The sequence below is a fragment of the Streptomyces sp. NPDC054757 genome (assembly GCF_053612185.1).
In genome coordinates this window covers 140,427-154,265 of sequence record NZ_JBSHBW010000005.1, presented here as the reverse complement: position 1 = coordinate 154,265, position 13,839 = coordinate 140,427, and the positions used below count along the sequence as shown (strand labels likewise).

Here is a 13,839-nt window from a genome sequence, read left to right as displayed (position 1 = left end):
TGCTGAACCGACTCGACCCATCGCGCGAAATGGCGCGGAAGAGCGGAAGAGCGGAAGAACAGCGCGAGCCGGACGGCTGCGCTCCGAACGTACGAACAGCACGGGGAAATACGGGGGTTGACATGGTGAACGAGCAGAATCTGCTGAACGGATCCGGAGGTCCGGTGGAGTCCGGTACACCGGAGGGTGCAGGAGCAGTGAGGTGGGTGCGGGCCCGCTGGCATCGGCTGAGGCACGGAGCCGGCAGGGACGCGGGAATGTCCACGTCTGAGTACGCGATGGGCACGATCGCGGCGTGTGCCTTCGCTGCGGTGCTCTACAAGGTGGTGACCAGCGGGCCCGTTGCGGCAGCGCTGCAATCGGTGGTCGAGAAGGCGCTCCATGCGAAGTTCTGACGCCCGTGGGAGGCGGGCCGAAAGCGATACGGGTGGGAGGTGGTCTGCCGACCAGGGATCCGTCTCGGCCGAGGCAGCGGTGGTGATTCCGGCGCTGGTGCTGTTCACGATGGCACTGGTCTGGGCCCTCGCCGCCGCAGCTGCCCAGATTCAGTGCATCGACGCGGCACGGATCGGTGCGCGGGCAGCCGCCCGGTCGGAGCCGGGGGCTGCGGCCCTCGCCGCCGCCCGGTCGGCGGCCCCACGCGGCGCCCGCGTCACGCTCGGCCGCGCCGGGGACCTCTGGCAGGTTCGGGTGGAAGCGCCGACGCCGGGGCCCGGCCCCCTCGCCCTGACGCTCAAGGCCGAGGCGGCCGCGTTCGACGAGGCCGAGGTGGGCGACTCCGGAGACACCGGGGGACAGAGCGGACTCGGTGGCCGCGACGACCCTGCGGGCCCCGCCGGTCCGGACAGCCCCGGCAGTTCGGACCGTCCGGGCAGCCAGGACGCACCCGATGGAGCTGCCAGTCCGAGCGGTCATGGCGAAAATCCGAGTGGGCATGGCGAAAAGCAGGCGCAGCCGGGCCAAACGGCGGTGCGGGTATGAGGAGGGCCGAGGATCAGTTCGACGACCGGGGTTCGGCGACGGTGTGGGTGGCCATGGCGATGACTTCCCTCTGTGTGGTCTTCGCAGCCCTGCTGGTGATGGGGCAGGGTGTGGCGGCCCGTCACCGGGCCGGTGGCGCCGCCGACCTGGCGGCTCTGGCAGCTGCCGACCGCGCGCTGCAGGGGCAGGCCACGGCGTGCGCCGCGGCGGTCCGGGTGGCCGGAGCGCAAGGGGCCAGGGTGGTGCGGTGCGGGGTGCGGGACGAGATCGCCGATGTGACGGCGGAGGCGCGGTTCGGTCCGTACACGCCGAAGGTCAGAGCCCGGGCCGGTCCTCCGGAGGATTCCCCCGTTCGGGCGAATCGCCGCCAGGAGCTTCCCGGAGGAGTTCCGTGAGGAGGCGTACGGCGCCGCGTTTGTGCAGGGGGTCGTTGCCGTTGCCGCATTTCGGGGACTGGATGCAGGAGGGGCAGCCCGCATCGCATTCGCAGGAGGCGATGGCCTCCCGGGTCGCGGTGAGCCATTCGCGGGCCGTGTGGAAGGCCCGCTCGGCGAAGCCGGCCCCGCCGGGGTGGCCGTCGTACACGAAGACCGTCGGGAGCAGGGTGTCCGGGTGCAGCGGGATGGAGACGCCCCCGATGTCCCAGCGGTCGCAGGTGGCGAAGAGCGGCAGCATGCCGATGGAGGCGTGTTCCGCGGCGTGCAGGGCGCCCGCCAGCTGTTCGGGGTTGATCCGGGCGGCATCGAGCTGGTCCTCGGTGACCGTCCACCACACGGCCCGGGTGCGCAGGGTGCGGGGCGGAAGGTCGAGCTTCGTCTCACCGAGCACCTCCCCGGTGATGAGTCTGCGACGTAGGAAGGAGACGACCTGGTTGGTGACCTCGACAGATCCGTAGCAGAGCCGTCCGGTGCCCCACGGGATCTCGGTGTCGGTCTCCAGGACGGCGATGGCGGTGGTGTCCCGTGCGGTGGTCGAGTACGGCGGGGCGGCCTCCTCGACCAGGGCGGCAGAATCCTCCAGATCCAGGTGCTTCACCACGTAGGTGCGCCCCTGGTGGAGGTGGACGGCGCCCTCGTGGACGGTGGTGTGGGAGGAGGCTTCGTCGACCGTGCCGAGCAGCCGCCCCGTTCCCGCCTCGACGATCTGGACGGGACGGCCGCCCTCACCGCGGATGTCGGTCAGGTCCGCTGCCCGCTCCCGGCGCGTCCAGTACCAGGATCCGCCCCGCCGGCGCAGCAGTTTCGCGGTCTCCAGCTGCGGCATCAGCCCGGCGGTCGCCGGGCCGAAGAGTTCCAGATCGGTAGCGGTCAGCGGCAGTTCCGCCGCGGCCGCGCACAGATGGGGGGCGAGGACATACGGATTGTCCGGGTCCAGGACGGTGGACTCCACGGGCCGCTGGAAGAGGGCATCGGGATGGTGGACGAGGTAGGTGTCCAGCGGATCGTCGCGGGCCACCAGGACGGCGAGGGCGCCCCCGCCCGAGCGGCCGGCCCGGCCCGCCTGTTGCCAGAGGGAGGCCCGGGTGCCGGGGTAGCCGGCGATGACGACCGCGTCCAGCCCCGAGACGTCGATGCCGAGTTCCAGGGCGGTGGTGGCGGCGAGGCCGAGCAGTTCGCCGGAGTGCAGGGCGGCTTCGATGGCACGGCGCTCCTCCGGGAGATAGCCGCCCCGGTAGGCCGCGACCCTGGAGACCAGGGAGCGGTCGACCTCGGCAAGACGCTCCTGGGCGATGACGGAGATCAGCTCCGCGCCGCGCCTGGACCGTACGAAGGCGACCGAGCGGACGCCCTGCACGGTGAGATCGGTGAGGAGGTCGGCGGTCTCGGCGGTGGCGGTACGGCGTACGGGGGCGCCCTGCTCGCCGTGGAGTTCGGTGAGCGGCGGCTCCCAGAGGGCGAAGACCAGTTCGCCACGCGGAGAGGCATCGTCGGCCACCTCGCGCACGGGGAGCCCGGTGAGGCGTCCGGCGGTCACGGCGGGCTCCGCCGCGGTCGCGGAGGCGAGCAGGAAGACGGGGTCGGAGCCGTAACGGGCACAGAGGCGGCGCAGCCTGCGTACCACCTGGGCCACGTGGGAGCCGAAGACGCCCCGGTAGGTGTGGCACTCGTCGATGACCACGTACCGCAGAGCACGCAGGAAGGAGGCCCAGCGCGGGTGGGAGGGCAGGATCCCGCGGTGCAGCATGTCCGGATTGGTGAGGACGTAGTTGGCGAACTGACGTACCCATTCGCGCTCTTCGACGGGTGTGTCCCCGTCGTACACGGCTGGTCTGATGCCGTGGCCGAGCGGTGCGGCCAGCTCCCGGAAGGAGCGGCGCTGGTCGGCAGCGAGGGCCTTGGTGGGGGCGAGGTAGAGGGCGGTGGCGCCCCGGCCGTTGGGCGCCTCCGAGCCGTCCAGGAGAGCCGAGAGCACCGGCGCGAGGTAGGCGAGCGACTTGCCCGAAGCGGTGCCCGTGGCAATGATCACAGACTCGCCGTCGAGCGCGTGCTCGGCAGCTGTGGCCTGATGGGCCCATGGATGTTCGATGCCCTGTGCCTGAATGGCCGCAATCACTTCCGGTCGGATGCGATCGGGCCAGACGGCATGGCGCCCCGCACGTGGGGGCAGGTGCTCCGTATGAGTGATGCGCGAAGCCCGGCTCTGCCCTGCGGAGAGACGCTCGAGTATCTGCCGCGGACCGGGTCGTGCACCCGTGTCCCCGGTGGGTCGCCTGGGGCGGTGATTCTTGGCCATCGGTACCGAGTGTGTCACCGGCATGACGGACAATGGGCTCAAGGCGTCGTGCATGCCTGCTGGTAAGTGATTGAATGCCATCGCGGCTGGCGATCCGTTCCCCGACTCCGCCGGGGAGACCACGTGGGGCGGCCGCTCGATAGCAAGGTGCTGGAGGATCCGTGGACCTGTCCCTGTCGACTCGCAATGTGTCCGGGCCTGGTGGCGACCGTACGGTCGTCGAGGTCGGTGGCGAGATTGATGTATATACCGCGCCCAAGCTGCGCGAGCAGTTGGTCGAGTTGGTGAACGACGGCAGTTACCACCTGGTCGTCGACATGGAGAGCGTGGACTTCCTCGACTCCACCGGACTCGGCGTGCTCGTTGGCGGCCTGAAGCGTGTGCGTGCCCATGAGGGCTCGCTGCGCCTGGTCTGCAACCAGGAGCGCATTCTCAAGATCTTCCGTATCACCGGTCTGACCAAGGTGTTCCCGATCCACACCACGGTCGATGAAGCCGTCGCGGCAAACGACTGACGGCTCCGGAGGAAGAACGCAGGGGTACCGGGCTCCCAGCCCGGTCCCCCCGAGAAGCACGCCCGTACGTCTGAGGGGGATCGCATGGCCACCGTTGAACTCCGTTTCAGCGCCCAGCCCGAACATGTGAGGACGGCTCGCCTGGTGGCGGCCGCCGTGGCACGCCGGGCCGGGGTCGATGAGGCCGTGCTGGACGAAGTGAGACTCGCGGTCGGCGAGGCTTGTTCCCGTGCGGTGGGACTCCACCGCGGCAATGGCATCGCGGCTCCCGTCCGTGTCGTACTGATCGAGGAGGAGAAGTCCTTCTCGATCGAGGTCGGGGACGAGATGCCCAGTACGGGCGGTGCGGCCTCCCCGGGTTCCGGGGCGTCCGCCGCTCCGGCCGTGGGGGGCGCCGGTGCCTCCGCCGACGGTGAGGACGAGATGGGCCTCGCGGTCATCAGCGGGCTCGTCGACGATGTGGAGGTCACCTCCGGCGAGGCCGGGGGCGTCATCCGGATGACATGGCCGACGACGTCGGCGCCCGCACTGCCCTGACCCATCCCTGGTTTCCGGTGCACCCGTTCCCTGCGTGGGGCCCGGTCAGAATCCTGCCCCCTGAGGCGGGGACCGTCTCCCCGATGAGGGGACCGTCTCCCTGCGGGGCCTGTGCCGGCAGCGAGGCCCGCTGCTACGACGTGGTCCGTCCCTGCGGGGGCCTCACCTGGTGACGAGCCCCGATCTCCCCGCCTTTTGATCGGCCCTGCTGAGCAGGGCCTTTTTGTTTTTCTTGATCCTTGTGTTGTATTTCATCCTGCGGCAGCTGTCCCGCCGAATGCCTCTGCCCCATTACTCTCCATTTATGCGCCAAGGCAGGTTTATTCGGGCAGGTGTCAATTCTGTTTACCACGCCCTTTTTTGATCAGGTCCCGCTCCCTACAATCCGTCCACATCTTGAGCTTTGAGCGTCAAGGAGGACGAATGGCGGGGCTCTTCAACCCACAGCAGTCCGAACACTCCACAACCCTCGCAGCCGCGGTACTCACCGACGGCAACCGGATCATCGTGATCGTCATCGCCGTGGTGGCGCTAGCGGCCCTGCTCGTCGCCCAGCTGCTGGTACGTCAGGTACTGGCCGCCGGTGAGGGCAGCGAATCCATGAAACAGATCGCGGCAGCCGTACAGGAAGGCGCGAATGCCTATCTGGGCAGGCAGTTGCGCACACTCGGCGCCTTTGCCGTCGTCGTGTTCTTCCTGCTCTTCCTGCTCCCGGCCGACGACTGGTCGCAGCGTGCGGGGCGTTCTGTCTTCTTCCTGGTCGGCGCGCTTTTCTCGGCGACCACCGGATACATCGGCATGCGGCTTGCCGTACGAGCCAATGTGCGCGTAGCGGCAGCCGCCCGGGAAGCAACTCCGGGAGAGGGTGAGCCGGAAAGGGATCTCACCACCGTCTCGCACCGGGCAATGAAGATCGCTTTCCGTACGGGCGGTGTGGTGGGCATGTTCACCGTGGGCCTCGGTCTGCTCGGTGCCTCCTGTGTCGTCCTCGTCTACGCCGCCGACGCGCCCAAGGTGCTGGAGGGCTTCGGTCTGGGTGCCGCGCTGATCGCCATGTTCATGAGGGTCGGTGGCGGCATCTTCACCAAGGCCGCCGATGTCGGCGCCGACCTGGTCGGCAAGGTGGAGCAGGGCATTCCGGAGGACGATCCGCGTAACGCCGCGACCATCGCGGACAACGTGGGGGACAACGTCGGCGACTGCGCGGGCATGGCGGCCGACCTCTTCGAGTCCTATGCCGTCACGCTCGTCGCGGCCCTCATCCTCGGCAGGGCCGCCTTCGGGAACTCCGGACTCGCCTTTCCCCTGATCGTTCCGGCGATCGGTGTGGTCACCGCGATGATCGGTATCTTCGCGGTCGCCCCACGGTGCTCCGACCGCGGCGGGATGTCCGCCATCAACCGCGGATTCTTCATCTCCGCGGTGATCTCCCTGGTCCTGATGGCCGTGGCGGTCTACAGCTATCTGCCCGGTTCCTACCGCGACCTGGACGGAGTGACCGATGCGGCCATCCGGGCGCACGGCGGCGACCCGCGGGTGCTCGCCCTGGTCGCGGTCGCCATCGGTATCGTCCTGGCCGCGCTCATCCAGCAGCTGACCGGGTACTTCACCGAGACCAGCCGCCGTCCGGTCCGGGACATCGGCAAGTCCTCGCTCACCGGCGCCGCGACCGTGGTGCTCGCGGGTGTCGCCATCGGGCTCGAATCCGCCGTCTACACCGCGCTGCTCATCGGGCTCGGTGTGTACGGGGCGTTCCTGCTCGGCGGTACGTCGATCATGCTCGCTCTCTTCGCGGTGGCCCTGGCGGGCACCGGGCTGCTCACCACCGTCGGTGTCATCGTCGCCATGGACACCTTCGGGCCGGTCTCCGACAACGCCCAGGGCATCGCGGAGATGTCCGGTGACGTCGAAGGCGCGGGGGCCCAGGTGCTCACCGATCTCGACGCGGTCGGCAACACCACCAAGGCCATCACCAAGGGCATCGCCATCGCGACGGCGGTGCTCGCCGCCTCGGCGCTCTTCGGTTCGTACCGTGACGCGCTGGCCACCGCCGTCGACGACGTACATGCCAAGGCGGGCGAACTCGGACTGAGCATGGACATCTCCCAGCCCAACAACCTGGTGGGTCTGATGTTCGGCGCCGCGGTCGTCTTCCTCTTCTCCGGGCTCGCCGTCAACGCGGTCTCACGCTCGGCCGGTTCCGTGGTCTACGAGGTCAGGCGGCAGTTCCGCGAGCACCCGGGGATCATGGACCACACGGAGAAACCCGAGTACGGCCGGGTGGTCGACATCTGCACCAAGGACGCCCTGCGCGAGCTGACCACGCCGGGCCTGCTCGCCGTGATGGCGCCCATCGCGGTGGGTTTCACCCTCGGGGTGGGCGCACTCGGCTCGTTCCTGGCAGGCGCGATCGGGGCCGGCACCCTGATGGCGGTCTTCCTGGCCAACTCCGGTGGGGCGTGGGACAACGCCAAGAAGCTGGTCGAGGACGGCCACCACGGCGGCAAGGGCAGTGACGCCCATGCGGCGACCGTCATCGGTGACACGGTCGGCGACCCGTTCAAGGACACCGCGGGCCCCGCGATCAATCCGCTGCTCAAGGTGATGAATCTGGTGGCGCTGCTGATCGCGCCCGCGGTGGTGAAGTTCAGCTACGGCGACCATGCCAGCGCTCCGGTGCGTGCCGTGGTGGCCGCGGTCGCCCTCGTGGTCATCGTCGCCGCGGTGTACGTGTCGAAGCGGCGCGGAATCTCCGTGGACGGCGACGGCGAGGCGGTCGGGGCCGGTGAAGGAGTGGGGTCGGCGGTGTCCGCCCAGGACACTCTCTGATCCGGTCACTGATCCGGTCATTTCGGTAATGCGCCATCAGGCGGGGGTCCGGCAGGCCGTGCTGACGGCCTGTCCGGCCCTCGCCGTATGCCGGCGCGGGTTGCTGCGCCCGTGAGCCTTGTCTCTCCCGTCCCGCTTGGTGCAAATGGCTGCAATACGGTCAAAAACGGTCGTACGACACGCGAATGTCGCCCACTTGGCGTGTATGTTCCGGGGCCGAGAGCCTTGGAAGGGACCAATCCGGTGAACAAGAAGCTTGCTGCCGCACTGTCCGGCGGTGCGGTACTGGTACTGGCGTTGTCGGGCTGCAGCGACAACAGCAGCAACAAGACGGACGACTGGGCCAAGTCGCTCTGCGGCGACATCGGGCCCCAGCTGACGAAGATCAACAAGGCCAACCAGCAGATCACCGCGGTGGCGGCGGACGGCAAGCCCGCAGACATCCAGAAGGCGGACTCGGCCGCGTTCCAGGATCTGTCCTCGGCCGACGCGGCCATCGCCGCGGGCCTCAAGAAGGCAGGACCGCCGCCCGGTGACGACGGGAAGAAGATCCAGCAGGACGCCATCGCCGAGCTGAACACCAACTCGAAGGCGTACGCCGATCTGAAGAAGCAGGTCGACGCGTTGGACGTCAAGGACCAGCAGAAGTTCTCGGACGGTCTCAAGAGCATCGGCGAGAACATGAAGAAGATCAACGAGACCGCCTACAAGAAGCTCTTCTCCGGAGACACGGGCAAGGCGCTGCTCAACCAGGACAAGTGCAAGGTCGCGACCTCCTCGCCGTCCCCCACCGTCGCGCCCTCCAAGGCATAGCGCAGCGGAGGCCGGACAGCCGGCCTGAGACCGCCGATGACTGACACCCCGACCGCTCGCGGGCTTCTTTCACCGGCGGTTTTGCGCTGTTCGCCGCGCTCGGTGCGGGCGTTGTCAGTGGGAGCGGCCACAATGGGCGGGTGAGTACGACCAGTCTTCCCGCGCCCGACCACTCGCCCCTCATCCGCGAGGCTCTGCTCGCCGCCGCCTTCACCGCGGACGGTCTGCTCGACCTGCTCGGCGCGCCCGCGTACGCCGCGCTGGCCCGCAGCGAGACGGTGCCTGCCCTGCGGGCCACCCGAGGCCGTGCACCGCTGGAGACACTGGTGCGCCTCTTCCTGCTCCAGCAGCCCGTCCCCGCCGAGCAGGTCGCGTCCGTGCTGCCGTTGGAGGAGTGCGTCGCCGACGGCTGGCTGGCGCGCGCGGACGACGGCGTACGGGCGACGGTGGACGTCAGGCCGTACGGCGGCCCGGAGGGGCAGGACTGGTTCATCGTCTCGGATCCGGGGTGCGGGGTCGGCGGTGCGGGCGGCATCGGCAGCCATGACGAGGGCGTGGTGCTGGGGGTCGGCGGGGCGTCCACCACGCTCGCCGGGATCACCGTTCGTACGCCTGTCGGGCGGGCGCTCGACCTCGGTACCGGCTCCGGTATCCAGGCTCTGCACGCCGCGCAGCACGCCACGGCGGTCACCGCCACCGACCTCAATCCCCGGGCGCTCGCCTTCACCCGGCTCACCCTCGCGCTCTCAGGGGCGCCCGCGGCCGATCTCCGTGAGGGCTCGCTCTTCGCACCGGTGGCCGGTGAGACGTACGACCTGATCGTCTCCAATCCGCCCTTCGTCATCTCCCCCGGGGCCAGGCTGACCTACCGGGACGGCGGGATGGGCGGGGACGACCTCTGCCGCTCGCTCGTCTCGGAGGCGGGCGACCGGCTGAACGAGGGGGGATACGCGCAGTTCCTGGCCAACTGGCAGCACGTGGAGGGCGAGGAGTGGCAGGAGCGGCTGCGCTCCTGGGTGCCGCGCGGCTGCGACGCGTGGATCGTGCAGCGCGAGGTGCAGGACATCACGCAGTACGCGGAGTTGTGGCTGCGGGACAGCGGTGACCACCGCACCGACCCGGATGTCTATGCCGAGCGGTACGAGGCGTGGCTCGACGAGTTCGACGCCCGGCGGACCAAGGCTGTCGGCTTCGGCTGGATCACGCTGCACAAGTCGGGGTCCGACCGTCCGTCGGTCGTGGTGGAGGAGTGGCCGCACCCGGTGGAGCAGCCGCTCGGCGAGACCGTACGGGCGCACTTCGAGCGCCGGAGCTATCTGCGCGACCACGACGACGCAGCGCTGCTCGCCGACCGCTTCAGGCTCGCGCCCGAGGTGGTGCAGGAGCAGGTCGGCATGCCGGGCGCCGAGGACCCCGAGCATGTGATCCTCCGGCAGAACCGCGGAATGCGCAGGGCCACCAAGGTCGACACGGTGGGCGCGGGCTTCGCGGGAGTGTGTGACGGGACACTCTCGGCCGGGCAGATCCTCGACGCCATCGCCCAGTTGCTCGGCGAGGACCCGGTGGTGCTCAGGGACCGCACCCCGCAGTCCATCCGGCTGCTGGTCGAGGAGGGCTTCCTCGACCCGGTGGGGCCCGGCGCTTCCGTCTGACGTCGGGTCGTGTCCTGCCGGCGTTCACCGGTGACCACAGATGTCCGCCGGTGCCCGCTAGGCCCCTTGATGTGCCCGCTTCTGTCCTCCTGTGGCCGGCCCCGGTGCGCACGCCGTTCACCCGTTGTTCGCGCCGGTGTCGTCCTGGGGTGCCAGCCTCACCGTTCTGGAACTCGGGGCTCGGGGACGGGACGGTACGGACATGGAGAGCGCGCCCGCGGTCTTCGTCGGCACGGCATTCGCACTGTTCGGGGGTGCGCTGCTGCTGTGGACCGGCGCGCGGACGTTCCGCCGCGCCCCGGTCGTGGAGGGGGTGAGCCCTACGCGCGCCCTCGCTCTGGCGGTGGCGTTCGGTGTGGTCTCCCTGACCCTCGGAGTGTGGTGCTTCACCCGCCTCTGATGCGCCTCCGACCTGGCCTTGGACACGGCTTCCGACCTGGCATCGGAAACCGCCTCCTGACCACTCGCCTCCTGACCACTCGCCCGAAACGGTCTCCGGAGCCCCCGCCCGTACGTCCTCCGCCACCGCTCCCGGAAGCAGCCGCACCCACCTCCGGAGGGGCGGCGTACCGGCTTCCGGAACCACGCGCACCGGCGCATGGGCGTACGCGGGCCCCGTGCACCGGCCCGCCCTCAGGACCGCCGGAGTGCGGGCCGTGCGGGCGTCCCCGAGGGGGTGCGGGCAGGGCCCCGGGGAGGGCAGTGGGCCGATCCGGGCGGCAGAAATGGCGGTAGTCGGGTTACCGTTCCAGTGGCCGTTGCGGGCTTTCGCCGTTTGACACGGGGACGGGATGTACCGTCACACTCCGCAGCGAGCATGACCACCGAGTGCCGACCGGAGAGAAGAGCCACGTTGTCCCCGACCAGCGAGACCGCACACGGCGGCCGCCGACTCGTCATTGTCGAGTCGCCCGCCAAGGCGAAGACGATCAAGGGCTACCTCGGCCCGGGTTATGTCGTCGAGGCAAGCGTCGGGCACATCCGTGACCTCCCGAACGGTGCCGCTGAGGTACCCGACAAGTACACCGGCGAGGTGCGCCGCCTCGGAGTGGACGTCAACAACGACTTCCAGCCCATCTACGTCGTCAACTCCGACAAGAAGTCGCAGGTCAAAAAGCTCAAAGAGCTCCTCGCGGAGTCCGACGAACTCTTCCTCGCCACCGATGAGGACCGCGAGGGCGAAGCCATCGCGTGGCACCTCCAGGAGGTCCTGAAGCCCAAGGTCCCGGTCCACCGGATGGTCTTCCACGAGATCACCAAGGAAGCGATCAGGGCCGCCGTCGCCAACCCGCGCGAGCTCAACAAGCGCATGGTCGACGCGCAGGAGACCCGACGGATCCTCGACCGTCTCTACGGCTACGAGGTCTCCCCGGTCCTGTGGAAGAAGGTCATGCCGCGCCTCTCGGCCGGCCGCGTGCAGTCCGTCGCCACCCGCCTGGTGGTCGAACGGGAACGCGAACGCATCGCTTTCCGTTCTGCTGAGTACTGGGACCTCACCGGTACGTTCTCCACCGGCCGCCAGGGCGACGCCTCCGACCCGTCGACCCTCGTGGCCAGGCTGAACTCGGTGGACGGCCGCCGGGTCGCCCAGGGCCGTGACTTCAACTCCACGGGACAGCTCAAGAGCGACGTCCTGCACCTCGACGAGGCGAACGCCCGTGCGCTCGCCGCCGCGCTGGCCGACTCCGCCTACGCCGTGCGCTCGGTCGAGTCCAAGCCGTACCGCCGCTCGCCGTACGCCCCGTTCCGTACGACGACCCTCCAGCAGGAGGCCAGCCGCAAGCTGGGGTTCGGTGCGAAGTCGACCATGCAGGTGGCCCAGAAGCTGTATGAGAACGGCTTCATCACCTATATGCGTACGGACTCCACCACCCTCTCGGACACCGCGGTCGGGGCCGCCCGCGCCCAGGTCACGCAGTTGTACGGCAGCGACTATCTGCCGGACAAGCCGCGTACGTACGCCGGGAAGGTCAAGAACGCCCAGGAGGCGCACGAGGCGATCCGCCCCTCGGGCGACCGGTTCCGTACGCCTGCCGAGACCGGTCTCTCCGGCGACCAGTTCCGGCTGTACGAGCTGATCTGGAAGCGGACCGTCGCCTCCCAGATGAAGGACGCGGTCGGCAACTCGGTCACCGTCAAGATCGCGGGGACCTCCTCCGACGGCCGGGTCGCCGAGTTCTCGGCCTCCGGCAAGACGATCACCTTCCACGGCTTCATGAAGGCGTACGTCGAAGGCGCCGACGACCCGAACGCCGAGCTGGACGACCGTGAACGCAGGCTGCCGCAGGTCGCCGAGGGTGACGCGCTCTCCGCCCAGGAGATGACGGTCGACGGCCACTCCACCAAGCCGCCGGCCCGCTACACCGAGGCCTCGCTGGTCAAGGAGCTGGAAGAGCGCGAGATCGGCCGTCCCTCGACCTATGCGTCGATCATCGGCACGATCCTCGACCGCGGCTACGTCTTCAAGAAGGGCACCGCGCTGGTCCCCTCCTTCCTCTCCTTCGCCGTGGTCAACCTGCTGGAGAAGCACTTCGGGCGGCTCGTCGACTACGACTTCACCGCACGGATGGAGGACGACCTCGACGGCATCGCGCGGGGCGAGGCCAAGTCCGTGCCGTGGCTGAAGCGCTTCTACTTCGGCGAGGGCGAGGGCGAGGGCGACGCCGACCCGAGCACCGGCACCGCGGCCGCCGCGGGGAACGGCGACGGCGACCACCTGGGCGGGCTCAAGGAGCTCGTCACGGACCTCGGGGCCATCGACGCCCGGGAGATCTCGTCCTTCCCGGTCGGCGACGACATCGTGCTGCGCGTCGGCCGGTACGGCCCGTACATCGAGCGCGGCGAGAAGGACTCGGAGAACCACCAGCGCGCCGACGTCCCCGACGACATGGCGCCCGACGAGCTGACCGTCGAGTACGCCGAGGAGCTGCTCGCCAAGCCGAGCGGCGACTTCGAGCTGGGCACCGACCCCGAGTCGGGCCACCAGATCGTGGCGAAGGACGGCCGGTACGGCCCGTACGTCACGGAGGTCCTCCCCGAGGGCACCCCGAAGACCGGCAAGAACGCGGTGAAGCCGCGGACCGCCTCGCTCTTCAAGTCGATGTCGCTCGACACGGTCACCCTGGCCGATGCGCTCAAGCTGATGTCGCTGCCCCGGGTGGTCGGCACGGACGCCGAGGGCGTCGAGATCACCGCGCAGAACGGCCGGTACGGCCCGTACCTGAAGAAGGGCACCGACTCGCGCTCCCTGGAGACCGAGGACCAGCTCTTCGCCATCACGCTCGACGAGGCGCTGGCGATCTACGCCCAGCCCAAGCAGCGCGGGCGGGCCGCCGCCAAGCCGCCGCTCAAGGAGCTGGGCACGGACCCGGTCAGTGAGCGCCCTGTCGTCGTGAAGGACGGCCGGTTCGGCGCGTATGTCACGGACGGCGAGACGAACGCGACGCTGCGGACCGCCGACAGCGTCGAGGACATCACGCCGGAGCGCGGTTACGAACTGCTCGCCGAGAAGCGTGCCAAGGGCCCGGCGAAGAAGAAGACGGCCAAGAAGGCTCCGGCCAAGAAGTCGGCGGCGAAGAAGACGGCGGCCAAGAAGACCACGACGGCCGCGAAGAAGACGGCATCGAAGACCACGACGAAGAAGACGGCGTCGAAGACCGCGGCGAAGAAGGCTCCTGCCAAGAAGGCCGCTGCCCAGCAGACGGGCGCATCCGCAGCCGGCGACGAGTAGCACCGGAGCGGACTCGTCGGCCCACCGCTGACCCCGGTTCCGCGCCCGT

11 protein-coding genes are annotated in these 13,839 nt (G+C 69.4%); 10 read left to right on the top strand and 1 reads right to left on the bottom strand.

All coding sequences use genetic code 11. From position 1 onward, the window contains the following. The first annotated feature begins 257 nt into the window (after nucleotides 1-257). From ACWGKJ_RS09425 to ACWGKJ_RS09415, 3 genes are read left to right on the top strand one after another with little or no spacing between them, the layout of a single operon-like run. A complete protein-coding gene (locus ACWGKJ_RS09425; protein ID WP_385024355.1) occupies nucleotides 258-395 on the top strand; it encodes a DUF4244 domain-containing protein in 138 nt (45 codons plus the stop codon). After that, the gene (locus ACWGKJ_RS09420; RefSeq protein WP_385024357.1) at nucleotides 382-981 is read left to right on the top strand and encodes a TadE family type IV pilus minor pilin; all 600 of its coding nucleotides are present in this window, start codon (nucleotides 382-384) and stop codon (nucleotides 979-981) included. The genes ACWGKJ_RS09425 and ACWGKJ_RS09420 overlap by 14 nt, the downstream gene beginning before the upstream one ends. Continuing rightward, nucleotides 978-1,376 (top strand): Rv3654c family TadE-like protein, encoded by a 399-nt coding sequence (locus ACWGKJ_RS09415; RefSeq protein WP_385024359.1) that lies wholly within the window; start codon nucleotides 978-980, stop codon nucleotides 1,374-1,376. The genes ACWGKJ_RS09420 and ACWGKJ_RS09415 overlap by 4 nt, the downstream gene beginning before the upstream one ends. On the opposite strand, the gene ACWGKJ_RS09410 is transcribed toward ACWGKJ_RS09415, so the two are convergent. Next, entirely contained in the window at nucleotides 1,297-3,795 is a 2,499-nt protein-coding gene (locus ACWGKJ_RS09410) for a DEAD/DEAH box helicase (protein ID WP_385024361.1), read from the bottom strand. The two genes, ACWGKJ_RS09415 and ACWGKJ_RS09410, sit on opposite strands and share 80 nt — an antisense overlap. Before the next feature lie 80 nt (nucleotides 3,796-3,875). Between ACWGKJ_RS09410 and ACWGKJ_RS09405 the strand changes: the two genes are divergently transcribed. The 7 genes from ACWGKJ_RS09405 to topA all read left to right on the top strand — a co-directional run bounded on the left by ACWGKJ_RS09405 (nucleotide 3,876) and on the right by topA (nucleotide 13,790). Continuing rightward, a complete protein-coding gene (locus ACWGKJ_RS09405) occupies nucleotides 3,876-4,229 on the top strand; it encodes an STAS domain-containing protein (protein WP_385024363.1) in 354 nt (117 codons plus the stop codon). Nucleotides 4,230-4,313: 84 nt separating this feature from the next. After that, a complete protein-coding gene (locus ACWGKJ_RS09400; RefSeq protein ID WP_385024365.1) occupies nucleotides 4,314-4,766 on the top strand; it encodes an ATP-binding protein in 453 nt (150 codons plus the stop codon). Nucleotides 4,767-5,189: 423 nt separating this feature from the next. Continuing rightward, nucleotides 5,190-7,595, top strand: coding sequence for a sodium-translocating pyrophosphatase (locus ACWGKJ_RS09395; RefSeq protein WP_385024367.1), 2,406 nt, complete (start codon nucleotides 5,190-5,192; stop codon nucleotides 7,593-7,595). Nucleotides 7,596-7,838: 243 nt separating this feature from the next. Beyond that, entirely contained in the window at nucleotides 7,839-8,408 is a 570-nt protein-coding gene (locus ACWGKJ_RS09390) for a small secreted protein (RefSeq protein ID WP_385024369.1), read from the top strand. Between the two features lie 140 nt (nucleotides 8,409-8,548). Next, on the top strand, nucleotides 8,549-10,060 hold the full coding sequence (locus ACWGKJ_RS09385) for a DUF7059 domain-containing protein (RefSeq protein ID WP_385024371.1): 1,512 nt from the start codon (nucleotides 8,549-8,551) through the stop codon (nucleotides 10,058-10,060). A 202-nt stretch (nucleotides 10,061-10,262) separates the two neighbouring features. Continuing rightward, nucleotides 10,263-10,460 carry a hypothetical protein gene (locus ACWGKJ_RS09380; RefSeq protein ID WP_385024373.1) on the top strand — a complete coding sequence of 66 codons (198 nt, stop codon included), beginning with the start codon at nucleotides 10,263-10,265 and terminating at the stop codon, nucleotides 10,458-10,460. Between the two features lie 453 nt (nucleotides 10,461-10,913). After that, a complete protein-coding gene (gene topA, locus ACWGKJ_RS09375; protein ID WP_385024375.1) occupies nucleotides 10,914-13,790 on the top strand; it encodes a type I DNA topoisomerase in 2,877 nt (958 codons plus the stop codon). Nucleotides 13,791-13,839 lie beyond the last annotated feature (49 nt).